Origin of the sequence: Gordonia amicalis, from assembly GCF_022059885.1 — a bacterium.
Classification (GTDB): domain Bacteria; phylum Actinomycetota; class Actinomycetes; order Mycobacteriales; family Mycobacteriaceae; genus Gordonia; species Gordonia amicalis.
Map to the genome: position 1 here is coordinate 3364099 of NZ_CP091855.1, position 25960 is coordinate 3390058.

Annotated in this window: 21 protein-coding genes; 6 read left to right on the plus strand and 15 right to left on the minus strand. The window is 69.1% G+C overall.

Annotated elements, in window-relative coordinates; translation table 11 throughout:
- Positions 1 to 109: 109 nt before the first annotated feature.
- Together IHQ52_RS15385 and IHQ52_RS15390 are read right to left on the minus strand one after the other, a co-directional pair.
- A complete protein-coding gene (locus tag IHQ52_RS15385) occupies positions 110 to 1207 on the minus strand; it encodes a DUF475 domain-containing protein (protein ID WP_024498037.1) in 1098 nt (365 codons plus the stop codon).
- Complete coding sequence (locus IHQ52_RS15390; protein ID WP_006438402.1) at positions 1204 to 1488, minus strand: hypothetical protein; 285 nt, start codon at positions 1486 to 1488, stop codon at positions 1204 to 1206. The genes IHQ52_RS15385 and IHQ52_RS15390 overlap by 4 nt, the downstream gene beginning before the upstream one ends.
- A gap of 283 nt (positions 1489 to 1771) precedes the next feature.
- Between IHQ52_RS15390 and IHQ52_RS15395 the strand changes: the two genes are divergently transcribed.
- Positions 1772 to 2116 carry an RNA polymerase-binding protein RbpA gene (locus IHQ52_RS15395; protein WP_006360373.1) on the plus strand — a complete coding sequence of 115 codons (345 nt, stop codon included), beginning with the start codon at positions 1772 to 1774 and terminating at the stop codon, positions 2114 to 2116.
- Positions 2117 to 2209: 93 nt separating this feature from the next.
- On the opposite strand, the gene IHQ52_RS15400 is transcribed toward IHQ52_RS15395, so the two are convergent.
- The 5 genes from IHQ52_RS15400 to cobN form a co-directional block, all read right to left on the minus strand.
- The gene (locus IHQ52_RS15400) at positions 2210 to 3031 is read right to left on the minus strand and encodes a polyprenol monophosphomannose synthase (RefSeq protein WP_006438401.1); all 822 of its coding nucleotides are present in this window, start codon (positions 3029 to 3031) and stop codon (positions 2210 to 2212) included.
- A gap of 8 nt (positions 3032 to 3039) precedes the next feature.
- Positions 3040 to 4725 (minus strand): apolipoprotein N-acyltransferase, encoded by a 1686-nt coding sequence (gene lnt, locus IHQ52_RS15405; protein WP_024498039.1) that lies wholly within the window; start codon positions 4723 to 4725, stop codon positions 3040 to 3042.
- The gene (locus tag IHQ52_RS15410) at positions 4722 to 6362 is read right to left on the minus strand and encodes an amidohydrolase (RefSeq protein WP_024498040.1); all 1641 of its coding nucleotides are present in this window, start codon (positions 6360 to 6362) and stop codon (positions 4722 to 4724) included. Before IHQ52_RS15410 ends, lnt begins: the two co-directional genes overlap by 4 nt.
- A 64-nt stretch (positions 6363 to 6426) precedes the next feature.
- A complete protein-coding gene (locus IHQ52_RS15415) occupies positions 6427 to 6951 on the minus strand; it encodes an FxsA family protein (RefSeq protein ID WP_024498041.1) in 525 nt (174 codons plus the stop codon).
- A gap of 103 nt (positions 6952 to 7054) precedes the next feature.
- Positions 7055 to 10747 (minus strand): cobaltochelatase subunit CobN, encoded by a 3693-nt coding sequence (gene cobN / locus IHQ52_RS15420; protein ID WP_024498042.1) that lies wholly within the window; start codon positions 10745 to 10747, stop codon positions 7055 to 7057.
- A gap of 205 nt (positions 10748 to 10952) precedes the next feature.
- On the opposite strand from cobN, the gene IHQ52_RS15425 reads away from it, so the two are divergent.
- From IHQ52_RS15425 to cobJ, 3 genes are all read left to right on the plus strand, one after another.
- Positions 10953 to 12134: a nitrite/sulfite reductase gene (locus IHQ52_RS15425; RefSeq protein WP_024498043.1), complete on the plus strand. Its 1182-nt coding sequence runs from the start codon at positions 10953 to 10955 to the stop codon at positions 12132 to 12134.
- Positions 12135 to 12147: 13 nt separating this feature from the next.
- Positions 12148 to 12771, plus strand: a complete 624-nt coding sequence (locus IHQ52_RS15430; RefSeq protein ID WP_024498044.1) for a precorrin-8X methylmutase — start codon at positions 12148 to 12150, stop codon at positions 12769 to 12771.
- 95 nt (positions 12772 to 12866) lie between these two features.
- Entirely contained in the window at positions 12867 to 14369 is a 1503-nt protein-coding gene (gene cobJ, locus IHQ52_RS15435; RefSeq protein ID WP_232513127.1) for a precorrin-3B C(17)-methyltransferase, read from the plus strand.
- Here the strand turns inward: cobJ and IHQ52_RS15440 are convergent.
- Genes IHQ52_RS15440 through IHQ52_RS15455 form a run of 4 tightly spaced genes read right to left on the minus strand, consistent with a single transcriptional unit; the run spans position 14322 to position 17852 of the window.
- The gene (locus IHQ52_RS15440) at positions 14322 to 15065 is read right to left on the minus strand and encodes a cobalt-precorrin-6A reductase (RefSeq protein WP_024498046.1); all 744 of its coding nucleotides are present in this window, start codon (positions 15063 to 15065) and stop codon (positions 14322 to 14324) included. The two genes, cobJ and IHQ52_RS15440, sit on opposite strands and share 48 nt — an antisense overlap.
- Positions 15062 to 15835 (minus strand): precorrin-4 C(11)-methyltransferase, encoded by a 774-nt coding sequence (cobM, locus tag IHQ52_RS15445; RefSeq protein WP_024498047.1) that lies wholly within the window; start codon positions 15833 to 15835, stop codon positions 15062 to 15064. The genes IHQ52_RS15440 and cobM overlap by 4 nt, the downstream gene beginning before the upstream one ends.
- Positions 15832 to 17088 (minus strand): bifunctional cobalt-precorrin-7 (C(5))-methyltransferase/cobalt-precorrin-6B (C(15))-methyltransferase, encoded by a 1257-nt coding sequence (locus IHQ52_RS15450; RefSeq protein WP_024498048.1) that lies wholly within the window; start codon positions 17086 to 17088, stop codon positions 15832 to 15834. Before IHQ52_RS15450 ends, cobM begins: the two co-directional genes overlap by 4 nt.
- Positions 17085 to 17852 (minus strand): decaprenylphospho-beta-D-erythro-pentofuranosid-2-ulose 2-reductase, encoded by a 768-nt coding sequence (locus IHQ52_RS15455; RefSeq protein WP_024498049.1) that lies wholly within the window; start codon positions 17850 to 17852, stop codon positions 17085 to 17087. Before IHQ52_RS15455 ends, IHQ52_RS15450 begins: the two co-directional genes overlap by 4 nt.
- A 64-nt stretch (positions 17853 to 17916) precedes the next feature.
- Between IHQ52_RS15455 and IHQ52_RS15460 the strand changes: the two genes are divergently transcribed.
- Positions 17917 to 18318, plus strand: coding sequence for a pyridoxamine 5'-phosphate oxidase family protein (locus IHQ52_RS15460; RefSeq protein ID WP_024498050.1), 402 nt, complete (start codon positions 17917 to 17919; stop codon positions 18316 to 18318).
- Between the two features lie 554 nt (positions 18319 to 18872).
- Here the strand turns inward: IHQ52_RS15460 and IHQ52_RS15465 are convergent.
- Complete coding sequence (locus IHQ52_RS15465; protein ID WP_096274028.1) at positions 18873 to 20030, minus strand: M24 family metallopeptidase; 1158 nt, start codon at positions 20028 to 20030, stop codon at positions 18873 to 18875.
- A gap of 84 nt (positions 20031 to 20114) precedes the next feature.
- Between IHQ52_RS15465 and IHQ52_RS15470 the strand changes: the two genes are divergently transcribed.
- Positions 20115 to 21062, plus strand: a complete 948-nt coding sequence (locus tag IHQ52_RS15470) for a 5'-3' exonuclease (RefSeq protein ID WP_096274959.1) — start codon at positions 20115 to 20117, stop codon at positions 21060 to 21062.
- Between the two features lie 67 nt (positions 21063 to 21129).
- On the opposite strand, the gene IHQ52_RS15475 is transcribed toward IHQ52_RS15470, so the two are convergent.
- From IHQ52_RS15475 to tatC, 3 genes are all read right to left on the minus strand, one after another.
- A complete protein-coding gene (locus tag IHQ52_RS15475) occupies positions 21130 to 21969 on the minus strand; it encodes a DUF4333 domain-containing protein (protein ID WP_096274026.1) in 840 nt (279 codons plus the stop codon).
- Between the two features lie 181 nt (positions 21970 to 22150).
- Positions 22151 to 24979, minus strand: coding sequence for a DEAD/DEAH box helicase (locus IHQ52_RS15480; protein WP_096274023.1), 2829 nt, complete (start codon positions 24977 to 24979; stop codon positions 22151 to 22153).
- A complete protein-coding gene (gene tatC, locus IHQ52_RS15485; protein ID WP_096274021.1) occupies positions 24976 to 25950 on the minus strand; it encodes a twin-arginine translocase subunit TatC in 975 nt (324 codons plus the stop codon). Before tatC ends, IHQ52_RS15480 begins: the two co-directional genes overlap by 4 nt.
- Between the last annotated feature and the right edge of the window lie 10 nt (positions 25951 to 25960).

Consider the following 25960-nt stretch of genomic DNA (forward strand, 5'->3'; position numbering starts at 1 on the left):
ACACCTGTCACCCGACAGATTGAAGCAGCCTGCCCAAGGTGATTCGAATGTGTCTCAGAACATTCATCGGATGGTCATGAAGACCCCGCCGACCGATGCCGCGGCGGGGTCAGGCGTTCACTGAGGAGGGCGCGGCGCCGCGTCGCGATTCGCGACGGTTGGCGCGGATACTGCTGGCGAGCGAGGCACCGATGAACGCCACGCCGACGAGTCCCGTGACGACCTCGTCGATATGGTATTCGACCCCCAGCAGAAGGATGACGGCGAGCGCACCGATCGCCCAGTGTGCCCCGTGTTCGAGGTAGCGGTACTCCCCCAGCGTGCCCTGTCGCACCAGGTAGATCGTGATGGAACGGACGAACATCGCACCGATGAAGCCGAGTCCGAGCGCGATGATGATCGGGTCCGAGGTGATCGCGAACGCACCGATCACGCCGTCGAACGAGAAGGACGCGTCGAGCACCTCGAGGTAGAGGAACAGGAAGAACGCGGCCTTACCGGTCGCCTTGGTCGCCGGGGTCGGACCCGGCTCGTTCTGTTCGGGACCGTCGGACATGAACAGTGAGCTGAGTCCGTCGACGGTGATGTAGGTGACCAAGCCGAGGATGCCGGCGATCAGCACAGTCGCCCGGATCTCGTCGTCGGCGAGGAATTCGGCGGTCAGGACGAGGCCGATGGCCGCCAGCACCACCGGCAGCTGGTCGAGCTTGCCGATCTTGGCCAGTGGGCGCTCGAGCCAGGTGAGCCACGTGCGCTCACGGTCGGTCAGCACGAAGTTGAGGAACAGCAGCAACAGGAACATCCCACCGAACGCCGCGATCTGCGGATGGGCCTCGGTCAGGATGGTCTCGTAGCTCGGGTGTCCGTCGGCGAAGTGGGTCTGTCCCTCCGGCGGCGGATTGGTGGCCAGCCGTAGAGCCTCTGCCGGGTTCAGACCACCGGTGATCCAGACGATCAGCAACGGGAAGAGCAGCCGCATCCCGAAGACCGCGATGAGCACACCCACGGTGAGGAACATCCGCTGCCAGAATTCCGACATCCGCTCCAGGATCGTCGCGTTGATGACGGCGTTGTCGAAGGACAGCGACACCTCGAGCACGCCGAGGATCGCGCACAAAGCCAGCCCGGTCCACCCCATGTAGAAGTAGGCGACGGCCAGCGCCACCATGGACACGCCGGCCGAGAGACCGAAGATGCGGGCGGTCACCGCAGCTTCTCGGCTTCCCTCGCCAGCTCGAGCAGGGTGTCGGTCAGCTCGGCGAGGACCACGTGATCCGCGCGTTCGGCGACGGCGGTGCCCAGATCCTCGGCGGCGCAGCGAAGGGCGAACATCCGGTCACCGAAGTCGGCGGCCTCGGCGGCCGACAGGATCACGGCGTCGGCGGGAATGGACGTGCCCTCGAGAAGCGTTCTCTGCTCATAGGCGCGCTGCCTGCAGGAACGCTTGCAATACTTGCGACGCCGCCCGAGTTCGGAGTCGACCATCATCGACCCGCACCACGCACAGTTGTACGGGCGGCGTCGGGTATGGGAGGCCTGTTCCACACCGGAACCGTACCCCGATGAGACGGCCCGAAACCGGCACGGCACCTCAGGTGGCCGCCACCGGTCAACACGGGTCGTCGGCGGTGGCAAGGCGCCGGCGAGATTGCGCGTAGAATGTTCCTGTTGACGACTCAGTTGGCTGCGTTCGATGGTGAACGCCGCGTGAACACAGCTGATAGATCCGGCAAAACTGAGAAATCTGACGAAGCTTTGAGAGGAACCCTTCATGGCAGATCGAGTACTTCGGGGTAGCCGCCTCGGCGCGGTGAGCTACGAGACCGATCGCGACCACGACCTCGCGCCGCGTCGCATCGTCCAGTACCGCACCGACAACGGTGAGATCTTCGACGTCCCCTTCGCCGACGACGCGGAGGTGCCGTCGAAGTGGCCGTGCAAGAACGGTATGGAAGGCACGATCCTCGAGGGCGCCGAGCCCGAGGAGAAGAAGACGAAGCCGCCGCGCACCCACTGGGACATGCTGCTCGAACGTCGTAGCGAGGAAGAGCTCGAGGTGCTCCTCAACGAGCGCCTCGACCTGCTGAAGCAGCGCCGCAAGGGCATCTCGCACTGATCCCGAACAGCTGACGCACACAGATCGGCCCGGCAGGAACACCTGCCGGGCCGATCTGTGTGTCCGCTGTATCCGGTCTGTCGCCGGTTGGACCTAGGAGTTCTTCAGGATGCCCAGGCGCTCGAGACGGCTCTGAATGCCCCATCGGGCCACCATCGTGAAGGCCTCCGACATGACACCGCCACTCATCTTGGAGACCCCGAGCTCGCGTTCGGTGAACGTGATCGGCACCTCGCGGACGTCGAAACCTGCCTGGACGGTCCGCCAGGCCAGATCGATCTGGAAGCAGTAACCCGCGGACTCCACGGTATCGAGCTGGATCTTCTCGAGCACCGAGCGTCGGTAGGCGCGGAACCCGGCAGTGATGTCATGGACCTTGGCGCCGAGCGCGAGTCGCGCGTAGGTGTTGGCCCCGCGGGAGAGGAACTCGCGGTGCTTGGGCCAGTTGACGAGCTTGCCGCCGGAGACGTACCGGGACCCGATCACGAGGTCGGCGCCTGCGTTGATCGCATCGAAGAGCCGGTGCAGCTGCTCGGGGGCGTGGCTGCCGTCCGCGTCCATCTCGACGATGACCGGGTAGTCGCGACCCAGGCCCCAGGCGAAGCCGGCGAGGTAGGCCTTGCCGAGGCCGTCCTTCTCCTGGCGATGCATCACGTGCACGCGGCCGGCCGGCTCGTCCTTGCGGGCCAGCTCGTCGGCGACGTCGCCGGTGCCGTCCGGACTCGAGTCGTCGACCACGAGCAGGTGCACGCCGGGCAGGGCGGCCTGGAGGCGTTCGACGATCACCGGCAGGTTGTCGCGCTCGTTGAACGTCGGCACGACGACCAATGCGCCCGCTCCGTCGGCGCCGACCACCGGCTGCGGCACGTCCCCTGACTGCCGTTGTCCTGCCGAGGCGTCAATCCCCGATGCCATCGAGCTCCTTAAATGTCACCGGACACCCGTGCGGCGTCCCTGCGTGGCTTGAGTGTGAACCTAGTACGCGAGGCCAGTGCAAACAAAAGGCCGCCCATGGCCACGACGATCGCGAGTGCCTGCGGCCACACCCCGAGGCGGGTCGCGAGAGTGGTGTCGTCGTGCAGCGGCAGGGTGCTGGTCAGCACGTCCGAGGCGAAGACGCCGGACTGCTCGGTGATCGAGCCGTCGGCGTCGATGATCGCGCTCACACCGCTGGTCGCGGCGACGACCACGGCACGTCCGTGCTCGACGGCACGAACCTGCGACATGGCCAGCTGCTGATAGGTCATCTCGGTGCGGCCGAACGTCGCATTGTTGGTCGGGACGTAGAGCATCTGCGCGCCGTCGCGGATCGACTGCCGGGCGGCGCGGTCGAAGGCGACCTCCCAGCAGGTGGCCACGCCCACGGTGACCTCACCCGAGCGACCGGGCACGTCCACCACCGTCGGGCCGCTGCCGGGCTTGAAGTTGCCGGCCATGTCCGCATACGACGAGAAGAGACGGAAGAACGGTCGCCAGGGCAGGTATTCGCCGAACGGCTGCACGATGTGCTTGTCGTAGCGGTCGACCGGCCCCCTCGCCTCGTCCCAGACGAGCACCGAGTTCGTGGGACGGCCGTCGGAGTTGCGCAGCAGCGTGCCGACGAGGATCGGCGCACGGACCGCCTCGGAGGCGGCGGTGATCTCGGCGGCGGCGTCCTCGTTGTCGAGCGGCGAGATGTCCGATGCGTTCTCCGGCCACAGCACGAAATCCGGATGGGCGGCGAGGCCGGCGTCGATGGCCTCGGCGTAGCCCATGGTGGTGCGTACGTGGTTGTCGAGCACGGCGCGGCGCTGCGCGTTGAAGTCCAGACCGAGGCGCGGCACGTTGCCCTGGACCGCCCCGATGTGCACGGACTTCGGCGAGATGGTGCGATCGATGGTGGCCGGTGTCAGAGCGATCGCCGCCACCGGTGCGAGCAACGCGATGGCGACCGCGAGGGTCGCGACGCGCACGATCCCCGAGGACTGGTCACCGCCGAGCGGTGCGGCCGCAGACCGGGCGGACCGGCGATACGCGGAGGCGAGGATGGTCAGCAGCCAGGCGACCGCCGCACCGAACAGCGCGACCCCGGCGGAGAGCCCGGGTGCGCCGAGTACCGAGGCCAGCGGCAGCAGCGGCCCGTCCACCTGACTGAAGGCGGCTCTCCCCCACGGGAACCCGCCGAACGGAAAGGCCGAGCGCAGAGCCTCGATCAGCACCCAGGAGAGGGTGAACCAGACCGGTGGGACCGGCAGTCGCATGGTCAGGGTCGCGATCGCGCCGAACAGGGCCAGGTATCCGGACAGCACCACCGACAACGCGATCCACGGCAAGGGGCCGACGTAGACCCCGATCCACGGCAGCAGCGGGATGAAGAAGGCGAGTCCGAAGACGAAGCCGATCCACGCCCCGGTACGTACCCGGGGGCGGCGCACGTAGAGCGCGGTGAAGAGCACGCCGAGTGCGATGACCGCGAGGAACCACCAGTTGCGGGGCGGGAAGGCCGCCCACATCGCCACGCCGGCGACGATCGCGGCCAGGGTCCGGAGACTCCAGTCCCAGGTGCGGGTGAAGCGGCGGCCCCGTGCCGGTCTCTCCTCGCGAAGCGTTGCCGTGTCTGCGGCGTTCACCCGGCGTCCCGGTCGTAGAGAACCTGTCCGCGATGCACGGTCCGCACGCACCGCGGCAGCTCGGCGCCCGGCGAGACGTCCGGTAGCGCGGGCACGCGGGACCGCGGGTCGGTGGACCAGCGCTGCACCTTCTCGTGGGAGCCCGCGACGACGAGGTCGTCGACCTCCCACACCGCATAGCTCGCCGGTGCGCCAGGGGTCAGGGTGCCGGTGAGACCGTCGTTGATGCCGCCGGCACGCCACCCACCGCGGGTCGCCGCCGCGAAGGCGCCGCGGGCCGAGATCGCGTTGGTCGGCTGGTGGTGGTGGACGGCGGCCCGAATCGTCGACCAGGGGTCGATGGGCGTCACCGGTGCGTCCGAGGAGAACGACAGCGCCACACCGGTTTTCGCAAGCATGGCAAAGTCGTTGAGAGTGGCGGCGCGGGCCTTGCCGAGCCGGGCGTCGTAGAGGTCGCCCTCGCCGCCCCATTCGGCGTCGAAATGCGGCTGCATGCTGGCGATGACGCCGCAGCGCGCGAGGACCTCCGCGTCGCGGGCGGTGACCATCTCAGCGTGCTCGAGCCGATGGGCGCAGCGGGCGAGCGCCGGGGTGCCCAGCTCGTCGGCGAGTTCGGTGAGCGCGGCGACGACGGCACCGGTGGCGGCGTCGCCGATGACGTGGAAGCCGGACTGGATACCGGCGAGCGTGCAACCCCGGAGGTGATCGCGAATCGTGCCGGCGTCGAGGTAGCTGATGCCGCTGGTGCTCGGATCGTCGGTGTAGGGCTCGTTGAGCCAGGCGGTGTGCGAGCCGATCGCGCCGTCGATGAAGAGGTCGCCACCGAGTGCGTCGGCGCGGGTGATGGCCAGCAGCTCGGCCGCGTGGTCGGCGTCGGTGACGGCCTGTCCCCAGTAACGGCGGATCTCGACGGGATGGTCGAGGTCGGCGAGGGCGAGGAAGTCGTCCAGGCCGCTGATGTCGGGTCCGCCGTTCTCGTGGACGGCGACGACGCCGTGAGCCGCGGCGACGTCGAGCGCGCGACGCTGCGCACGCTCCCGATGGGCGGCCGTCACCAGGAGGCGGGCCGCGCCCCGGACGAGATGATGCGCCTCAGCGACGAGCGGTTCCTCCGGGTGATAGCCGACGGCGTCCGCGAGTTCCGGGACGAGACGACGCAGGGCTGTGGAAGCAACGGCAGAGTGTTCGTCGACGCGAGCCAGGTACACCGGGCGCCCACCGACCGCGGCGTCGAGTTCGCTGGTCGTCGGGAACCGGCCGTCCTCGGGTTCGGGACCCGCCCAGGTCGAGTCGTCCCAACCGAGACCCCACAGGAGGTCACCCTCGTCGTGGCCAGCCGCCGCATCGTCGGCAACGGTCTTCTCGACGAGCCGCAGGCAATGCGTCCGGCTGGTCGCCTCGTTCAGGGTGAGACCGTCGAGCGAGAGCCCCGTCGAGGTGAGATGCACGTGCGAGTCGACGAAACCCGGGCTGACGAACAGCCCGTTCAGGTCGACGGTCTCCGCATCCGGATGGAGCGCACGGCCGACGTCATCGGTCCCGACCCACACCACCACCCCATCGGTGATGGCCATCGCGGTCGCGTCGGGGGCGGCCGCCGAGTACACGGCACCGCCGAGAAGCAGTTGGGTTGCCACGATCGTTCAGTCTGCCTTGCCGTGAGTGAATGTGGCCGAGAGGGGTAGGGCGGACGGTCCCAGGTCAACGAGTGGGTGGGAGCTGCGGGGTGGTCATCTGTGGAGATGCCGCGCCGAAGCCTGTTTCGGGCGTGTCCGACTCGACAACCGTGCCATCGACGACGGTCGCGCCACCTCCGCGGATTCCGCCGCCGTAGATGCCGGTGGCGTACAGGCCCGCGCGGTCCATCGCCGTGGCCATCCGCCGCGCTCCCACGGCCACCACGACCGGACGCATCACCTTGCGGGTCGGCGGGAACAGCAGCAGGATGCCTGCGACGGTCGACACGACCCCGGGGACGACCAGCAGGATCGTCGACGTGGCGACCAGGGCGGTGTCGGCGAGCGGGGCCCGGGCGTCCACCTCGTTGTTGGCCGCCCGCCGGAGCTCGCCGAAGACCTTGCGGCCCTGCCAGCGCAGCGTCAGGAACCCGAGGACGCCGGCCGCGATACTGATCAGCACCGCCCAGCCGAACCCGAGTGTCACCGCCATCGCCACGAAGGCGGCGATCTCCAGCAGCGCATACACGGCGAAGTAGCGGAGTGCCATGGTCGTCTCACCTGTCTTTCGGTGCCTTGTGGGCACCCTCGGTGTCAGGGTCTGGCGGTGTAACGAACGAGGCGGCGATTTTTCTCCCGAAGGGTCGAGAGGCTCAACCAGCAGGCGTCTCGCCCCGGGCCTCGATGTCACCCTCGGTCTGCAGGTAGACGTTGCGCAGCGCGTCGAGGAGTTCGGGGGGTGGTTCGCGCCACATGTCCCGTTCGACGGCCTCGAGCAGCCGTTCGGCGATCCCGTGCAGCGCCCAGGGGTTGGACTGCTGCATGAATTCCTGGTTGGTCTCGTCCAGGACGTAGGACTCGGTGAGTTTCTCGTACATCCAGTCGGCGACGACGTCGGTGGTGGCGTCGTAGCCGAAGAGATAGTCGACGGTCGCGGCCATCTCGAAGGCGCCCTTGTATCCGTGGCGCTGCATCGCCGAGATCCAGCGCGGATTGACGACGCGGGCCCGGAAGACGCGGGCGGTCTCCTCGGACAGCGTGCGGGTGCGCACCGAATCGGGCCGGGTGCTGTCGCCGATGTAGGCCTCCGGCGAGGTACCGGTCAGCGCGCGCACGGTCGCGACCATGCCGCCGTGATACTGGAAGTAGTCGTCGGAGTCGGCGATGTCGTGCTCACGGGTGTCGGTGTTCTTGGCGGCCACCGCGATCCGTCTGTAGGCGGCGCGCATGTCGTCGACCGCGGGCACACCGTCGAGACCGCGACCGTAGGCATAGCCGCCCCACTCCGTGTACACGCGCGCCAGGTCCTCGTCGCTGCGCCAGTCGCGGGAATCGATGAGTTGCAGGATTCCGGCACCGTACGTTCCGGGCTTGGAGCCGAAGACGCGGGTGACGGCGCGACGACGGTCGCCGTGTTCGGCCATCGACGCACGGACGTGGGCGGCGACGAAGTTCTGCTCGTCGGGTTCATCGGCGGCAGCGGCAAGCGCGACCGCGTCGTCGAGCATCGCCACCACATGAGGGAAGGCGTCCCGGAAGAACCCGGAGATGCGGACGGTGACATCGATGCGCGGGCGCCCGAGTTCGGCGAGGTCGATCGGTTCGAGATCGACGACGCGGCGCGACATCTCATCCCAGACCGGCATCACGCCGAGCAGGGCGAGGACCTCGGCGACGTCGTCGCCGGACGTACGCATCGCACTCGTCCCCCACACCGACAGCCCGACCGACGCCGGGTGATGACCGTGGTCGGCGACGTAGCGCTCCAGCAGCGAGTCGGCCATCGCGCGGCCGGTCTCCCACGCCAGCCGCGAGGGCACGGCCTTCGGGTCGACCGAGTAGAAGTTGCGGCCGGTCGGCAGGACGTTGATCAGTCCGCGCAGCGGGGATCCGCTGGGGCCGGCGGGGATGAAGCCGCCGTCGAGGGCGTGCAGTACGCGAGGCACCTCGCCGGTGGTCTGCCGCAGGCGAGGAACCACCTCGGTGGCCGCGAATCGCAGGACGTCACCGACCGCGTCGGGCAGTCCGGCGGTGGCCTCGGCGACGGCGGCCGGCGACCAGTCGTCCTTCGCGCACGCGGCGACGAGATCGCGGGCCTGCGCCTCGACGGCATCCACGGTCCCGCGTTCGGCGGTCCCGTCCTCGACCAGGCCGAGCGCCTCACGGAGTCCGGGGAGCGCGGACGTGCCGCCCCACAGCTGCCGGGCGCGCAGCATCGCCAGGACGAGGTCGACCTCGGCGTCGTCGCGCGGCGCCTCGCCGAGAACGTGCAGACCGTCGCGGATCTGGACGTCCTTGATCTCGCACAGCCAGCCGTCGACATGCAGCAGCATGTCGTCGAAGACCTCTTCGTCGGGACGTTCGGTGAGCCCGAGGTCGTGGTCCATCTTCGCGGCGGTGAGCAGCGTCCAGATCTGCTGGCGGATCGCGGGCAGCTTCGCCGGGTCGAGGGCGGAGATGTTCGCGTGTTCGTCGAGCAGCTGTTCGAGCCGGGCGATGTCGCCGTAGGACTCGGCACGCGCCATCGGCGGGATCAGATGGTCGACGAGCACCGCGTGGGCTCGACGCTTGGCCTGAGTCCCCTCCCCCGGGTCGTTGACGAGGAACGGGTAGATGAGCGGGAGGTCGCCGAGCGCGGCGTCGGTTCCGCAGTTGGCCGACATGCCGAGGTTCTTGCCCGGCAACCATTCGAGGTTGCCGTGTTTGCCGACGTGCACGATCGCGTCGGCTCCGAAACCGGCCAGGTGTCCGTCGGACTGCTGGGCGGCGATCCACCGATACGACGCCAGATAGTGATGCGACGGGGGCAGATCCGGATCGTGGTAGATCGCGACCGGATTCTCTCCGAAACCGCGCGGCGGCTGCACCATGATGGCGATGTTGCCGAAAGTCAGTGCGGCGACGACGATGTCGCCGTCAGGGTTGGCCGACCGGTCGACGAACAGCTCGCCCGGCGCCGCACCCCAGTGTTCGACGACCGCGCCGCGCAGGTCCTCCGGCAGCGTGTCGAACCACGCGCGGTACTCCGCTGCGGGCAGCCGGATCGGATTGGCGGCGAGGGTCTCCTCGGTCAGCCAGTCCGGGTCCTGTCCGCCGGTGGCGATGATCTCGTGGATCAGCGCATCCGAATCGTCTTCGGCCAGGCCGGGTATCGCATCCGGACCCGATTCCGGTCCGAGGTCGTAGCCGGCCGCACGCAGCGCGGCGAGAAGCCGGAGCAGGCTGCGCGGGGTGTCGAGGCCGACGGCGTTGCCGATGCGGGCGTGCTTCGTCGGGTACGCCGACAGCATGATGGCGATACGCTTGTCCGCGACGGGAATCCGGCGCAGCCGTGCGTGCGACACCGCGATACCCGCCACCCGGGCACAGCGTTCGGGATCCGGCTGGTACCACGGCAGGCCGTCGTCGTCGAACTCCTTGAAGGAGAACGGGACCGTGATGATCCGGCCGTCGAACTCCGGCACCGCGACCTGCGTCGCGACATCGAGCGGTGAGAGACCGTCGTCGCTCGCCTCCCAGTCCGCGCGCGAACCGGTGAGGCAGAGGCCCTGCAGGATCGGGATGTCGAGGGCCGCGAGCCGTTCGATGTTCCACGCCTCGTCGTCGCCGCCGGCCGACGCGGTCGCCGGGGTCGCTCCCCCGGCGGCCAGGACGGTGACCACGAGGGCGTCGGCCGTGCCGAGCAACTCGATGAGGTCGTCGGGTGCCGTCCGCAACGACGCACAGAACACCGGCAACGGCCGGGCGCCGCGGTCCTCGATGGCGCGACAGAGGGCGTCGATGTAGCGGGTGTTGCCGGCCAGGTGCTGGGCCCGGTAGTAGAGCACCGCGATGGTCGGCCCTTCGAGGCTCGTCGCTTGCGCTCCTCGCACCTCAGGGAGCGAGGGGGCCACCTCTTCGATCGCGCCACGCTCCAGGATTCCCCAGGCGGGCGTCTGTTGCGGTGGTTCGAACCCGTGACCGGTGAAGAGCACGGTGTCGGAGAGGAAGTGGTGCAGGTTGACCATGTTCGCGACGCCGCCGGCGGCGAGATAGTCGTGGGCCTGGGCGACGACACCGGCCGGCACCGTCGAATGCGCCATCAGGTCCGGGTCCGGCTGCTGTTCGCCCGAACAGACCACGACCGGCTTACCGGTCGCCTCGACCGACGCGAGTCCCTCCTCCCAGGCGCGGGTACCGCCCAGGATGCGGACCACGATCAGGTCCGCATCTGCGGCGAGCGCCGGGATCTCCTCGACGAGGATCCTCGAAGGATTGGCGCCGCGGACGCTCACCTCGGAGTTCGCATCGCTCGCGGCCGCCGCGGTCAGCAGATCGGTGTCCGAGGTCGAGAGCAGCAGGATCATCGTTTCTCCTCGCCGGGTTGTCGCGCCCGGAGTGTCAGGTGTGGGCGAGGGACTGGTCTGGCTGGGGCACCCGGCAGCACCGGAACCCATCACAGTGGCGCGACCGCGCCGGATTCTCACCGGCTTCAGCCCGCTCGCGGTTGGGTCTCAGCCTACGGCGGCCCGTCGGGGAACCCCTCACCTGGGCCGGTCGTAGGCTTGTGAGATGACCGAGGCGCCGGACCCCGCCCCCGAGACAGCGATCCGAGAGTCCACGGACCGCTGTCCCGGCGTGTTCAGCACCCACGCGGCGCAGGACGGTGCGCTGGCCCGAATCCGGCTCCCCGGAGGCCGGATCCGGTCCGATCAGCTCGCCACCCTGGCCCAGGCGTCGGCCGCCCACGCCGACGGGTTCCTGGAGCTGACCGCCCGCGGGAATCTCCAGTTGCGCGGGATCACCGACGTCGGCGCCGTGGCCGACGCCGTGGTGACCGCCGGACTCGCACCCAGCTCGTCACACGACAAGGTGCGGAACATCGAGGTGAGCCCACTGACCGGGCGCATCGGCGGCATCGCCGACGCCGGTCCACTGGCCGCCGCTCTCGACGATGCCCTGCGTGCCGATCCCGCGGCGACCTCGATCTCGGGCCGCTTCCTGTTCGGGTTCGACGACGGCCGAGGTGACATCCGGCACCGCGGCGCCGACGCGTGTGCGGTGGTGCGCGCGGCGGAGCCCGTGGTCGCCGACATCCTCGTCGGCGGGGTCGCGGTCGGATCCGTCGACGGCGTCGACAGGATCGTCGACGCGATGATCGGGGTGGCGGCGGGCCTGAACGAGGTGGCTCCGGGCGCGTGGCGCATCGGTGACCTGGGCGCCGAGGACCGGGGTCGGCTGGAGCGGCTCGTCGCGGCGAACCTGGCACCGGTTGTCGGGTCCGACGACGACGCCGTACCGAATCCGACCGAGCCGATCGTCGGCTGGTTCGACCAGGACGACGGGTCGGTGTTGCTCGGATCGGTCGTGGAACTCGGACGCCTGCCCGCACGCCTGGCCGAGTTCATCGCCGCGGTCGAGTCGCCGGTCGTGTTCACCCCGGACCGGGAGATCCTCATCTGCGACCTGGGCGAGGGTGTCGCCGAGACCGTGGTGCGGGTTCTCGCGCCGATAGGACTGATCTTCGACGCGAACTCGCCGTGGGCGAGGGTCAGCTGCTGCGTCGGCGCCCCCGGCTGTGCATCGGCCCAGGCCCCGGTGCGCGAGGACCTGCTCGTGCATGTCGAGGCAGGACTTCCGGTGGGCGATCGCGAGCACTGGGTCGGTTGTGAGCGGCGCTGTGGCTCCCCCGCCGGCCCGCACCTGTCGGTGCAGGCCACGCCCGACGGCGGTTACGACCGACGTCGCCGCTAGGCTCGTGCGCACCATGACCGAGTACTTGCGCGACGGCGCCGCGATCTATCGCCAGTCCTTTGCGACGATCCGGGAGGAGTCGGATCTGTCCGCCTTCGCCCCTGACGTGGCGACCGTGGTCGTACGGATGATCCACGCCTGCGGACAGACCGACCTCACGCGCGACGTCGTCGCGACCCCCGGGGTCGTCCGGGCGGCCCGCGGGGCGCTCGAAGCCGGGGCACCGATCCTCTGCGACGCGTCGATGGTGGCCTCCGGCATCACCCGCAAGCGGCTGCCCGCCGACAACGACGTGCTCTGCCACCTCTCCGAACCCACCCTTCCCGCTCTGGCCGAGGAGATGGGGACGACGAGAACCGCTGCCGCCCTGCAGTTCTGGTTGCCTCGCCTCGACGGCGCGGTCGTCGCGATCGGCAATGCCCCGACGGCACTGTTCGCACTGCTCGACATGATCGACGAGGGCGCACCCCGCCCGGCGGCGATCGTCGGCGCACCCGTCGGCTTCGTCGGTGCCGCGGAGTCCTGCGAAGCCCTCGCCGCCCGCACCGACCTCGAGTTCATCACGGTCACCGGCCGCCGGGGCGGGTCGGCGATCACCGCCGCCGCCGTCAACGCGCTCGCCACCCCCCAGGAGTGAATGTGCCTGCAGTCGTGAACGAAACAACTCAGCTACGAACAGGCGATCAGGGCAAGCTCTGGGGAATCGGTCTGGGCCCCGGCGACAGCGAGCTGATGACCGTCAAGGCCGCGCGAGTGATCAGCACGGCCGACGTGGTCGCGTATCACTGTGCGCGGCACGGCAACAGCATCGCACGCTCGGTCGCCGAACCGTACCTGCGCGACGGGCAGACCGAAGAGCGGCTCATGTACCCGGTCACCACCGAGACCACCGACCATCCCGGTGGCTATCAGGGAGCGCTCGACGACTTCTACGCCGACAGCGCGGAACGACTGGCCGTCCATCTGCGCGCCGGTCGGGACGTGGTCCTGCTCGCCGAGGGGGATCCGCTCTTCTACAGCTCCTACATGCACATGCACAAACGGCTCTCGCCGCACTTCGATGCGGAGATCGTGCCCGGGGTGACCTCGGTCAGCGCGGCGTCGGCGGCCACCGGCGTGCCGCTCGTCGAGGGCGACGAGACACTCACGGTGGTGCCGGGCACGGCCACGACCGAGGAGCTGCTCTTCCGTTTCCGGTCGGCCGACGCCGTCGTGGTGATGAAGCTGGGCCGCACCTTCGAACGGGTGCGAGAGGCGTTGCGGGAGGCGGGACGGCTCGACGAGGCGTTCTATGTCGAACGGGCCTCGACCACCGTCGAGCGAGTGCTTCCCGCATCAGAGGTGAATCCGGCTGAGGTGCCGTACTTCTCGATCCTCGTGATTCCCGGACGACGGAACAATCCACGCTTCGAGGCGGAGCCGGTGCCAGGCGAACTCGTGGTCGTCGGGCTCGGGCCCGGTCACGACAGTTGGACCACGCCGGAGGTGCGCACCGAACTGGCCACGGCCACCGACCTCGTCGGCTATACGACCTATCTCAAGCGGGTGACGCCACGACCCGGTCAGCGCGTCCACGCGAGTGACAACCGGGTCGAGTCCGAACGTGCCGAGTTCGCACTCGATCTCGCCCGACGGGGTGCGCGCGTGGCGGTCGTGTCGTCGGGTGATCCCGGCGTGTTCGCGATGGCGGCCGCGGTGGCCGAGGTGGCCGCCGAACCGCAGTGGCACGACGTCCCGGTGCGGGTTGTTCCCGGTGTCACAGCGGCCACCGCGGTGGCCGCTGCCGTCGGGGCGCCCCTGGGCCACGACTTCGCGGTGATCTCGCTGTCCGACCGGCTCAAGCCGTGGTCGGTGATCGACCGTCGCATCCGTGCCGCCCTGGCAGCCGACCTGGTCATCGCCATCTACAACCCCGGATCGGCGAGCCGGGCATGGCAGGTCGGAGCCCTCAAACACACTCTTCTGCAGACGGTTTCGCCCGACCGCGTCGTCGTCCTCGGTCGCGACGTGGGCGGTCCCGAGCAGACGCTGACCACGACCACGGTCGCCGACCTCGACCCGGACGTCGTCGACATGCGGACACTGCTCCTCATCGGTTCCTCGGCCACCCGGGTGGTGCCCCGGGCCGCGGGTCCCCTGGTGTTCACGCCCCGACGGCACACTCCGGCCGATGAGCCGGAACAGGTTTCAGCCGAGCAGCCGCTCGAGCCAAGCCTCGGCGGCAGCGACGTCTGAGACCGCCGGAACGTCGGGTTCGGTCGGCCGGTCGACGACGATCACCTCGATGCCCAGGGTTGCGGCGGCGTCGAGTTTCGCCTTCGTGAGTGATCCGCCGCTGTTCTTGGTGACGAGCAGGTCGATCCGGTGCTCCCGGAGCAGGGCCAGTTCGGAGTCGTAGTCGTAGGGCCCGCGCGAACGCAGGATCTCTCTGCGCGCAGGGAGTTCCGAGGTCGGCGGATCGACCACCCGGATCAGGAACCACACATCATCGACATCGGCGAACACGCCGACGTCCTGACGTCCCGTGGTCAGAAGAACTCGCGTGCCGCGGCGTCGTACCTCGTCGGCGGCAGCGGCGAGATCCGGTACCTGTACCCAGTGGTCGGATTCGGTCGGGACCCAGGGTTCACGACGCAGGCGGAGCAGCGGCACACCGAGGTCGGACGCGGCCTGCGCAGCGTTGCGGGTGATGGTGGCCGCGAAGGGGTGGGTGGCGTCGACGACGGCGTGAATACCATTGCCGCGCAGCCACTCCCGCAATCCTTCGACACCGCCGAAGCCGCCGATCCGGACCGGACCGACCGGCAGTCGCGGATCGGCGACGCGCCCGGCGAGTGAGCTGATGACGGACCACCCCGCCTCGGTCAGGGACGCTGCCAGCGCCCGGGCCTCGCCGGTGCCGCCGAGGATGAGGATCTGTTCGTCGGTCATCGGTGCGGTGTCTCGCGGAGTTTGGCCATCCGGGCGTGGGAGTACAGGTAGCTGTCGGTGACCTCGGGATGTGCCGCCGCGTCGAGGACCCGGCCGACGAAGATGACCGCGGTCTTGCGGATGTCGGCGGCCTGGAGGGTCTCCGGCAGTCGATTCAGCGGGCAGCGCACCACCTGCTGGTTCGGGCGGCTCGCGAAGGAGACGGTCGCCGTGGGACATTCCGGCCCGTAGTGCGGTGTCAGCGCATCGACGATCTGCTCGGCCCGGTGGGCGGCCAGATGCAGGGCGAGCGTCACGCCGGTCGCGGCGAGACGTGCGAGATCCTCGCCGGCGGGCATGTCGGTCGACAGCGTCGACACGCGGGTGATGAGCAGGCTCTGCCCAACACCCGGGACGGTCAGTTCGGTGTCGAGCGCAGCGGCGGCCGCGGCGAAGGCCGGTACCCCTGGCACGATCTCATACGGAATACCCCGGGCACGGAGTTCTCGTTGCTGTTCGGCCAGCGCCGAATAGATCGACACGTCGCCGGAATGCAGGCGGGCGACGTCGTGTCCGCGATCGTGGGCGGCGACGATGTGGTCGACGATGTCGGACAGCGGCATCCGCGCGGTGTCGACGAGGACGGCATCGCCGGGACACGATTCCAGCAACTCGTCGGGTACCAGCGACCCCGCGTACAGACAGGTGCGGCACTCTCCCAGCAACCGCGCGCCGCGCAGCGTGATGAGGTCGGGCGCACCGGGTCCGGCGCCGATGAAGTAGACGGTCACGACGTGAGCCCCGTTTCTTGCGCTGGGTCGTCTTTGGTTGCGGCCCACTGGATGATCGGCAGCGCCGGCCGCCAGGTGGTCATGGTCCCGAGGGGTGCGACGGTCTCCACGGACAGACGCCGCAAGGTGCCGCCGCGTTCGGCGTGCCACCGGACAAGGATCTCCTGGTTCTCCACGGTGACGGCGTTCACCACGATCCGCCCCGACGGTCGCAGTGCGTTCCAAGCGGCGGTCAGGACCTCGTCGTCGAGGCCGCCGCCGATGAACACCGCATCGGGAGACGACGCGTCGGCGAGGGCGTCGGGCGCGGCGCCTCGTAGCGACAGGCGATGACCGACGCCGTGCCGGCGCGCGTTGCCCGTCAGCCGTTCGGCGCGGTCCGCGTTCTGTTCGAAGGAGATCGCCCGACCTCGCTCGTCGGCGCGCAGCCATTCGATGGCCACGCTTCCGGACCCGGAGCCGATGTCCCAGAGGAGTTGCGGCCCTGCGGGTTCGAGCGCCGCCACGGTGACCGCCCGGATGGTGGACTTGGTGATCTGACCGTCGTGGGCGTAGGTGTGGTCCTCGCGACCGGGCATCCGGCTGCGACGCGGTCCGACGCACTCGACCGCCACGATGTTGAGCGGGTCGACGGCAGGGTGCGCCCAGGATTCGGCGGACGCGGACCGGATGCGCTCGTCCGGTCCGCCGAGTTGTTCGAGCACGGTCAGCGTCGAGGCGCCGAATCCGTTGTGCACGAGGAGGTCCGCCACGGCTACCGGGGTCGTGGCGTCTCGGCTGAGGACGAGGAGACGTCCTCCGCCGGTGGCCTCGGTGAGAACCACCTCGGGATCGGCGGTCACGGCACTGACGATCCGCGTCGTGGCAAGGTCCCACCCGAGACGCGCGCATGCCAGGCTCGCGCTCGACACCGCCGGGAACACCTGCACTCGATCGGCCCCCACACGGGCGACGATGCTCGCACCGACGCCATGGAACATCGGATCGCCGCTGGCCAGTATGTGGGTGCGTCCGGTGCTGTTCGCGAGCACTTCGGTGAGGTGTTCCGACATCGGCGACCGCCACGGCTCCCGCGCGCCGGCGAGCTCGTTCGCCCCGTCGTCGAGGAGTGCGAGTTGCCTTGGTGCACCGTAGATCACCTCGGCACCGCGGAGTTCGTCGCGTGACATGTCGGCCAGTCCGCGCCACCCGTCGGCACCGATGCCGACGATGACGAACCGCGCTGCGGCCGAGTCGGCCGGTGTGGATCTCATCGCGGCAGTCTCCGCCAGACCGCGCGTGGCAGCAGGCGCATGCCGAAGAAGATCGGCCGCAACGCCGCCGGGATCCAGACCTCACCGCGGCCCCGGCGATACGCGCGGGCAACCGCGTCGGCGACCTGGTCGGGGGTCTTCGACATGGGTGCGGGCTTCACCCCGGACTCCATCAGCTCCTTCGTCATCGCGCCGATCACGAAGCCGGGACGGGCGATCAGCATTCGGACGCCGGTGCCGTGCAACGAATCCGACATTCCACTGGCGAAGCCGTCGAGGCCGGCCTTGGTGGAGCCGTACACATAGTTGGCTCGGCGCACCCGGATTCCGGCGACCGAGGAGAAGACGATGATCGTGCCCGAGCCCTGTTCTCGCAGCGCGGCGGCGAGCGGGATCAGCACACTGACGTGTGCGTAGTAATCCGTGTGCGCGATCTGCAGGGCATGCGCGACATCGGCTTCCGCGCGGGCCTGATCGCCGAGAATCCCGAACGCGATGATCGCGATCCCGATCGGTCCGAACTCCTCGACCAGGGAGGCGATGAGGCCGGGATGACTGTCGGTGTCGTCGGCGTCGAAGGCCACGGTGTGGACGGCCGTCGCGCCCGCGTCGAGCAGCAGCGCGGTCTCTCGGGCGAGGTCGTCGGGCCGGCGCGCGGCGAGCACGACCGTCCTGCCCTCGGCCAGGCGTTGCGCCGTGGCCACACCGATCTCACTCCGTCCGCCGAACAGGACGAGCGAACCCGGAGATGTGTCAGACGCCATGCACAGCAGTATCGCACCAGCCCCGGCCCGCCCCGGCCACCCCACCGGCGCTAGCGTGGCAGCCATGTCACGTACCGCTGCCGACGTCGGCCCTGCCGCTGTCGAGTTCCTGACCGAACGCCATCTCGGCACCCTCACGACGGTGCGCGCCGACGGGACACCGCATTCGGTCGCGGTGGGCTTCACCTGGGATCCCGAAGCCGGGCTGGCACGGGTCATCACCTTCGACGGCAGTCAGAAGGTGCGCAACGTCGAACGCGGTGGCTATGCGGCGGTGACGAATGTCGACGGCCCGCGCTGGCTGACCCTGGAGGGTCCGGCGCGGGTCAGCCGCGAACCCGAACGCGTCCGCGAGGCGGAACAGCGCTACGCGCAGCGGTACCGGCAGCCCAAGCCGAACCCGCGACGCGTCGTCATCGAGATCAGCGTGGCGAAAGTGCTCGGATCGGCCTCGCTGTTCGGATGACCTCGATACGCGGCCAGCAGAGATGGGCGCCGCCAGCCAGCAGCGGAGGCGCGCGCCGGGGATCGCTGGTTGAGCCGGTAGCGAGCGAAGCGAGCCACCGCGTCGAAACCTCGCCTCCACCCTGACCGAACCGGTCGGCAGAGCCTGCGGGCAGACGGATTTCGACGCGACGCCTCGCTACGCTCGGTGTCGGCTCAACCCGCATGGGGTCGCCTGGTCGGAAAGTTACGTGCCCGGGCTCATCAACCCTGCCACCTCAACCCGCGTGGGAGTGCCTGGTCTGAAAGTCTCGAGCCCCGCTCATCAACCCCGACACAGCCCCAGCCAACGGACGCGCGCTAGGGATCGCTGGTTGAGCCGGCAGCGAGCGAAGCGAGCCACCGCGTCGAAACCTCGCCTCCACCCTGACCGAACCGGTCGGCAGAGCCTGCGGGCAGACGGATTTCGACGCGACGCCTCGATACGCTCGGTGTCGGCTCAACCCGCATGGGGTTGCCTGGTCTGAGCCGGCAGAGGAGGCGCACGCCGGCCGACTGGCGGCGGGAGCGCGTGACCTACAGCTGCACCAGCTCGTGCGGGCGATTGTTGACGGATTCGCAGCCATCCTCGGTGACCACGACGATGTCCTCGATGCGGGCACCCCAGTGGCCGGAGAAATACACCCCGGGTTCCACGCTGAACGCCATGCCGCGACGCAGCACGATGTCGTTGCCGTTCACGATGTAGGGCTCTTCGTGAACCGAGAGGCCGATGCCGTGTCCGGTGCGGTGGATGAACTGGTCGGCGAGACCGCGTTCGCGAAGCAGGTCGCGGGCGGCCGCGTCGATCGAGGCCGCGGTGACCCCGGGTCGGACGGCAGCGACCGCGGCCCGCTGTGCCTCGTGGAGCGCCGCGTAGGCGTCGGCGATGTCGGCGGCCGGCGTCTCGAAGCAATAGGTTCGGGTGGAGTCGGAGTTGTAGCCGGGCTCCACCGGCCCGCCGATGTCGATGACGACGATGTCGGAACGTTCGATGACACGGTCGGAGAACTCGTGATGGGGATCGGCTCCGTTGGGGCCGGAGCCGACGATGATGAACGCCGCCTCGGTGTGCCCCTCCTCGAGGATCGCGGCCGCGATGTCGTCGGAGACCTCACGCTCGGTGCGTCCGGGCTGAAGCCACTCGCCCATCCGGGCATGGACGCGGTCGATGGCCGCGCCGGCCCGACGCAGGGCCTCGATCTCCGCGTCGTCCTTGGTCATCCGGAGCTCGCGCAGCACGGAAGTCGCGAGTTGCGGTGTGGCACCGGTGTGTCGGGCGAGCGGGATCACGTGTAAAGCGGGCATCGAATCCGACACCGCGATGGCCGGATTCGGCGACAGACCGGCCAGCGCGAGGCCGTGGGCATCGTCGCCGTCGACCCAGTCGGCGACCTCGATGCCGAGATCCCCTACCGCCGAAGCAGACAGCGACGGCACCTCGAGTCGCGCGATGACCAGCTTGGGGTCACCGGCCGCGGGGATGACGAGGGCGGTGAGGCGTTCGAAGGTCTCGGCGCGCGAGCCCACCAGGTAGCGGAGGTCGGGACCGGGGGCCACCACCAGTGCGTCGAGGCCCGCTTCGCGAGTGAGTTCCGCGGCACGCCGCATGCGTTCGCGGTACACGTCAGAACCGAACAGCGGGGCACCGCACAGCGGGGCCGCCGAGCCGGCGGTGGTCGAAGTGGCTGCCATGGTCGAAGACTACCGCCGGTAGCGCGGGTCGTGGTGACGCGGCGACACCGTCAATGCGAAAGTGTGGAGGTGACGGATTCGTTGATGCTGCTCGACGGCGCGAGCCTGTGGTTCCGGTCGTTCTTCGCCCTGCCCGAGAAGATGACCAGTCCCGACGGGCGACCGGTCAACGCGGTACGGGGATTCATCGACACGATCGCGAATCTCGTGACGCGCGAACATCCGACGCGCCTCGTCGTCTGCCTCGACCTCGACTGGCGTCCCGAGTTCCGCACCGCCCTCATCCCGACCTACAAGGCACATCGGGTCGCGGTCGAAGACGGCGCCACTGATGTCACCGGAACACTGACCATCGACGTCGAAGAAGTCCCGGACACCCTGACACCGCAGGTCGACATGATCATGGACGTCCTCGCCGCCGCCGGGATCGCGACCTCCGGTGCGGTCGGCTGCGAGGCCGACGATGTCATCGGGACTCTGGCCTGGGAGGAGGCACAGGATCCGGTGATCGTCGTCAGCGGTGATCGCGACCTGTTGCAGGTGGTCTCCGACGACCCGGTGCCGGTGCGGGTGCTCTACGTGGGACGCGGACTGGCGAAGGCCGAGATGATGGGGCCGGCAGAGGTCGGCGAGAAGTACGGCGTGCCCGCCGATCGCGCCGGGATCGGCTACGCGGAGATGTCGATGCTGCGCGGCGACGCGTCGGACGGCCTGCCCGGTGTGCCGGGCATCGGTGAGAAGACCGCGGCGAAACTGATCAGCGAGTTCGGCAGCCTGGACGCGCTCCAGGCGGCCGCGCGGGATTCGTCGTCGACGGTTCCGACGCGGGCACGCAAGGCGCTGCTCGCGGCCACCGACTATCTCGACGCGGCACGCACGGTGGTGTTCGTGCGCACGGACGCCGAGACCATCGACAGCGGACCTGACCGGCTGCCGTCGGAGCCCGCCGACCCCGAGGCACTCGCCGCGCTCGTCGACGAGCTGGGCATCGGCGCGTCGGTGGGCCGGCTGGCGAAAGCGCTCGGCTGGTGAGCTGCACCGACGGTGGCCTCGATACCGTCCTCGGCCTGCGCCTCGAACCTACTCGACCAGCAGAAGCTCAGCTGGGGCGCGAGACCTCGTAGCGACCCTCGTCGTCGATGAAGGTGACGGTGACCTGCTGGTCCTGCCCGCCGACGGTCACCGAGCAGGTGAACGACGAGCCCTCCTTGACGCGCTGGCCGGACGGGCACTTCACGTTGCTGACATCGCTGGCCTGGTAGTCCTCGGTCAGGATCTTCTGCACGCCGTCCTGGGCCGCCTGCTGGTCGAGATTCTTCGGCGCCCATCCAGGTGTGACGAATGCGGTGATCAGGACGATCGCGGCGATCACGATCAACGCACCGCCACCGGCGAACAGCAGCGTCCGGAGCGTCTTGTTCGACTTGGGGGTCGCCATACCGCTGAACTGGTCGGGTCCGCCGACCTGGTTCTGGCCGTAGAGACCGGGGGCCTGCTGCGGCTGGCCGTACGGTTGCTGCCCGTACTGGCCCGGCGCACCGTATTGACCGGCGTCGGGCTGGCCGTAGGGCTGCTGTCCGTACTGCGCCGGGCCGCCGTATCCGGGCTGACCGCCCGGTTGGCCGTACTGGCCGGGCTGTGCGCCCGGGTACCCGACCTGCGTCGGCTGGTTGTGAGGCGGCTGGCCGGGTGCCTGACCTCCGGCGCCGTAACCCGGCGGCTGCTGGTAAGGGTTCTGCTGGTAGGGATTCGCCTGGTAGGGATCAGGCTGGTATGGATCCGTGGGCTGACCGTAGCCGGGGTTGGGCGCCATCGTCGTGGGGTCGGCCTGCGAACCACCCTGAGGGGAACCGCCTGTGTTCACGATCTCGGTCTTGTCACCGGCATCGGGCTGACCCTGCTGGGGTTGGGACGGATTCGGGTTGTACGGGTCGGTCATGAGTCCCCTCCCACTGGGCCACCCACCTCGACGAGGCGTCGGCGAACTTGTGACGTCACGCGCAGTGCCGGAAAATCGCACCCCGACACCGAATGCGGGATGAACGTTACCTCAGGCACAGACGACTATCAGTCAACCTTGCACGGGGCGCTCCCGGGCGTCGTCTGGTGGACCGACGGGCTCAGCCGAGCTCCGCTGCCACCACACCCCGGCGGATCGCCCGGACCGCGGACCGCGCGGTCCCACCGAGACGAGTATCCGTTCCGACGCAGAGCCGGATCTGTTCAAGAAGGTCGATGACCTGGCGGTTCCACCGGACGAAGTCGCCCGGCGAGAGCAGTTGGCCCCGTTCGCCCGCGAGGAGAAGGGCTTCGCTGAGCGTGCGGCCCGACGCCCACGTCGCCACCGCCAGCGAGAAACCGGTGTCCGGTTCCCGGGTGGGACTGACGCGGTGACGCGACTCGACCGCAGTCACCTTCGACCAGATGTCGACGGTCGCGGCGATCGCCGTACGCAGCGAGGTGCTACCCGGGAGGGCATCCACACCGCCGTAGCTGTCGCGGCGGCTCTCGTAGACCAGGGCCGCGACGACCGCGGCCAGGTCGGCGGGTGACAGGTCATCCCAGACGCCGGCACGGATGCACTCGGTCACCACGAGATCGCTCTCGCTGTAGATGCGGGCCAGCAGTTTGCCCGAGTCGGTCACCCGCATGGTGTGCCCGGTCGATTCGGACGCCTCGCGAGCGCGTTCGAGGTACCCGAGCTCGCTGAGGACCCCGACGATGTGATCGAAGGTGACCCCGAGTGTCGAGGTGCGTTCGCCGATGCTGCGCTCGGCGTTGACGATGTCGCGGAGCAGACGGTTGCGTTTCTCGGCGAGGCGGAACAGCTCGTCGCCGTTCGGGATCTGGTGCGCGGGATGGGCACGCAGAGCGCGACGCATCTGGGCCAGTTCGGTGTCGTCGGCGGCGTCGGCACGCTTCTTCGATCGACCGCGGGGCATCTCGATCCCGGTGGACCGCAACGCCGACGCGAGGTCACGGCGTCCGCGACCCGTCCGGCGGTCGGCGTTCTTCGGTAACCGCATGTTGCCGAGGACCTCCGGCGGATTGACGAAGTCACGCAGCCCGATCCGCCCGCACCAGGCATCCTCGGTGACCACCAGCGGCTTGGGATCGGCCGCCTGCGTGGCCGGTTCGACGATCACCGCGAGACCGCGGTGGCGTCCGACCGGTACGCCGATGACGTGGCCGCGTTTGAGAGCGGCGAGATCGGCGACGATCGTGTCCTCGGTGTCGATCCGCCTGCGGTACTTCAGGTCTCGCTCGCGGCGACGGATGTCCTCGCGAAGCGTGACATAACCGAGGAACCCCGCATACGCCTCGGAGTCGCCCACCGCAGGCTCGCCGGTGGCGTCCGCTCCGCCGGGTTCCAGACCTCGTGCCTCCGCGGCGCGGGCCAACTCGCCGTCGAGTTTGCGCAGTGCGCGTTGGGACTCGTGGAGCTTGCGGGCCTGTCCGACCACCGATCGGTCGGCCTGGAACTGGGCGAACGACCGGTGCAGGAGTTCGCGGGCACCGTCGAGACCGAGACGGCCGAGCAGATTGACCGCCATGTTGTACTCGGGCGAGAACGAGCTGCGCAGCGGGAAGGTGCGGGCACCCGCGAGACCGGCGACCTCCTCGGGGACGACTTCGGGTGTCCACACCACGACGGCATGACCCTCGATGTCGATCCCGCGGCGTCCGGCGCGGCCGGTCAGCTGGGTGAACTCGCCGGGGGTGAGGTCGACGTGCGACTCCCCGTTGTATTTGACGAGCCGTTCGAGGACAACGGACCGGGCCGGCATGTTGATCCCGAGCGCCAGTGTCTCCGTGGCGAAAACCATGCGCACGAGTCCGCGGACGAAGAGTTCTTCGACCGCGTGCCGGAAGGTCGGGAGCATTCCGGCGTGGTGCGATGCGAGGCCGCGCCGGAGACCCTCGCGCCACTCCTGGACACCCAGCACGTCGGCATCGCTCGGTGAGAGTTCGGTGAGGCGCCGGTCGACGACGGCGTCGACCTCGGCGACCTCCTCGGGAGTCAGCAGCGCGATACCCGACCGCAAGCACTGCGCCAGAGCGGCATCGCAGCCCGCCCGGGAGAAGATGAACCCGATCGCGGGCAGCAGCCCCTCACGGTCGAGACGGGCGACGAGGTTGGGCCGTGAGAGCAGCGGACCTCGTCCGTCACGGCGGCGTGGGACTCCCCCGCCGCCTCGGCGACCTCGGCCCCGGGACGATTCCCGTTCGTCGTCGGCGAGCAGGATGCGATGGCGGATGTGCCGTTTGAGCTCCGGGTTCACCCGCGGACGCGATCCCTTGCGATCCGCCGGATCGCGGTCGGCCGGGTCGAAGAGGTCGAACATCCGCTGTCCGACCAGCATGTGCTGCGACAGCGGGACCGGCCGGTGCTCGTCGACGATGACGGAGGTGTCGCCGCGGACCGTCTGGATCCAGTCGCCGAACTCCTCGGCGTTGCTGACGGTCGCGGACAGGCTCACCACGCGCACGGACGGTTCGAGGTGCAGGATCACCTCTTCCCAGACCGCACCGCGGAAGCGGTCGGCGAGAAAGTGCACCTCGTCCATCACCACATGCGAGAGGCCGTCGAGGGCGCGGGATTCGGCGTAGATCATGTTCCGCACGACCTCGGTCGTCATCACGACGATCGGCGCGTCGGGGTTGATGGAACTGTCACCGGTGAGCAGACCGACCGACTCGTGCCCGTGCACCGCGGCGAGGTCGGCGTACTTCTGATTGCTCAGCGCCTTGATCGGGGTGGTGTAGAAGCACTTGGTGCCCCCGGCGAGCGCGAGATGGACCGCGAATTCGCCGACGATCGTCTTACCGGCACCGGTCGGCGCACAGACGAGAACACCGTGCCCGGCTTCGAGAGCCTCGCAGGCCCGCCGTTGGAAGGGGTCGAGTCCGAATTCCAGCCGCGACGTGAACGCGTCGAGTTGACTCACAGGACGTCGTCGAATGTCTCGTGTGCCCGTGTCGACGTGCGAGTGGCGTTCGGGTTTCCGGCGGCCGAGGTCGCGACCGGCGACGGCGGCGAGACCGGGCGGGTCGGCGGCAGGGGGCTCGCCTCGTCGTCGGAGAGTCCGGCCCATGTCGGTGCCCGCTTGCCACGACGCCGGTCGACGATGCGGGCGAACTGGATCGCGAACTCCATCAACACCGTCAGCGCCACTGCCAGCGCGAGCATGGTGAACGGATCCTGGCCCGGGGTCACCACCGCCGCGAAGACGAAGACGGCGAAGATGAGTCCACGGCGCCACTGCTTCAGCCGGGCGTAGGTGAGGACTCCCACGCCGTTGAGCGCCACGATCAGCAACGGCAACTCGAAGCTCACGCCGAAGATGACGAGCACATTGATCATGAAGCCGAAGTACTGATCACCCGCCAGGGCGGTGACCTGGACCTCGTTGCCGACCGTCAGCAGGAAGTGGAACGCCTTGGCGACCACCAGATAGGCCAGCACGGCGCCGGCGACGAAGAGAGTCGTCGCCAGGGTGACGAAAACGAGTCCGTAGCGGCGTTCGTTGTCGTGGAGACCGGGCGTGATGAACTGCCAGACCTGGTAGATCCACACGGGGCAGGCAAGGACGATGCCGGCGGTGAGCGCGACCTTGAGCCGAAGCATGAACTGATCGAACGGACCGGTCGCGAGGAGCCTGCACGAGTCGTCGGCGGTCAGGGTCGCTCGCGACGAGGGCGGCAGGTCACAGTAGGGCCCGCGCAGCATGTCGCCGAGCGACGGAACACCCAGGAAGCCGTGGCTGTACCAGATGAAGCCGACGATGGTGGTGGCCACGATCGCCAGCAGCGAGATGACCACACGCGTACGCAACTCATAGAGGTGCTCGACCAACGACATCGTGCCGTCGGGATTGAGTTTGCGTTTGCGTTTGCGGGGGTCGAAGGGAATGCGCACTCGGATTCTC

Bases quoted from the DNA above. Each gene is read 5' to 3' on its own strand.
- IHQ52_RS15400 (WP_006438401.1), bottom strand. From the start codon at position 3,031: ATGGCATCGGGGATTGACGCCTCGGCAGGACAACGGCAGTCAGGGGAC.
- IHQ52_RS15440 (WP_024498046.1), bottom strand. From the start codon at position 15,065: ATGACCGACGAACAGATCCTCATCCTCGGCGGCACCGGCGAGGCCCGG.
- IHQ52_RS15430 (WP_024498044.1), top strand. From the start codon at position 12,148: ATGACCGAGTACTTGCGCGACGGCGCCGCGATCTATCGCCAGTCCTTT.
- IHQ52_RS15475 (WP_096274026.1), bottom strand. From the start codon at position 21,969: ATGACCGACCCGTACAACCCGAATCCGTCCCAACCCCAGCAGGGTCAG.
- IHQ52_RS15395 (WP_006360373.1), top strand. From the start codon at position 1,772: ATGGCAGATCGAGTACTTCGGGGTAGCCGCCTCGGCGCGGTGAGCTAC.
- IHQ52_RS15470 (WP_096274959.1), top strand. From the start codon at position 20,115: ATGCTGCTCGACGGCGCGAGCCTGTGGTTCCGGTCGTTCTTCGCCCTG.
- IHQ52_RS15465 (WP_096274028.1), bottom strand. From the start codon at position 20,030: ATGGCAGCCACTTCGACCACCGCCGGCTCGGCGGCCCCGCTGTGCGGT.
- cobN (WP_024498042.1), bottom strand. From the start codon at position 10,747: ATGATCCTGCTGCTCTCGACCTCGGACACCGATCTGCTGACCGCGGCG.
- IHQ52_RS15450 (WP_024498048.1), bottom strand. From the start codon at position 17,088: ATGAGATCCACACCGGCCGACTCGGCCGCAGCGCGGTTCGTCATCGTC.
- cobJ (WP_232513127.1), top strand. From the start codon at position 12,867: ATGACCGTCAAGGCCGCGCGAGTGATCAGCACGGCCGACGTGGTCGCG.
- IHQ52_RS15425 (WP_024498043.1), top strand. From the start codon at position 10,953: ATGACCGAGGCGCCGGACCCCGCCCCCGAGACAGCGATCCGAGAGTCC.
- IHQ52_RS15390 (WP_006438402.1), bottom strand. From the start codon at position 1,488: ATGATGGTCGACTCCGAACTCGGGCGGCGTCGCAAGTATTGCAAGCGT.
- IHQ52_RS15460 (WP_024498050.1), top strand. From the start codon at position 17,917: ATGTCACGTACCGCTGCCGACGTCGGCCCTGCCGCTGTCGAGTTCCTG.
- IHQ52_RS15415 (WP_024498041.1), bottom strand. From the start codon at position 6,951: ATGGCACTCCGCTACTTCGCCGTGTATGCGCTGCTGGAGATCGCCGCC.
- IHQ52_RS15455 (WP_024498049.1), bottom strand. From the start codon at position 17,852: ATGGCGTCTGACACATCTCCGGGTTCGCTCGTCCTGTTCGGCGGACGG.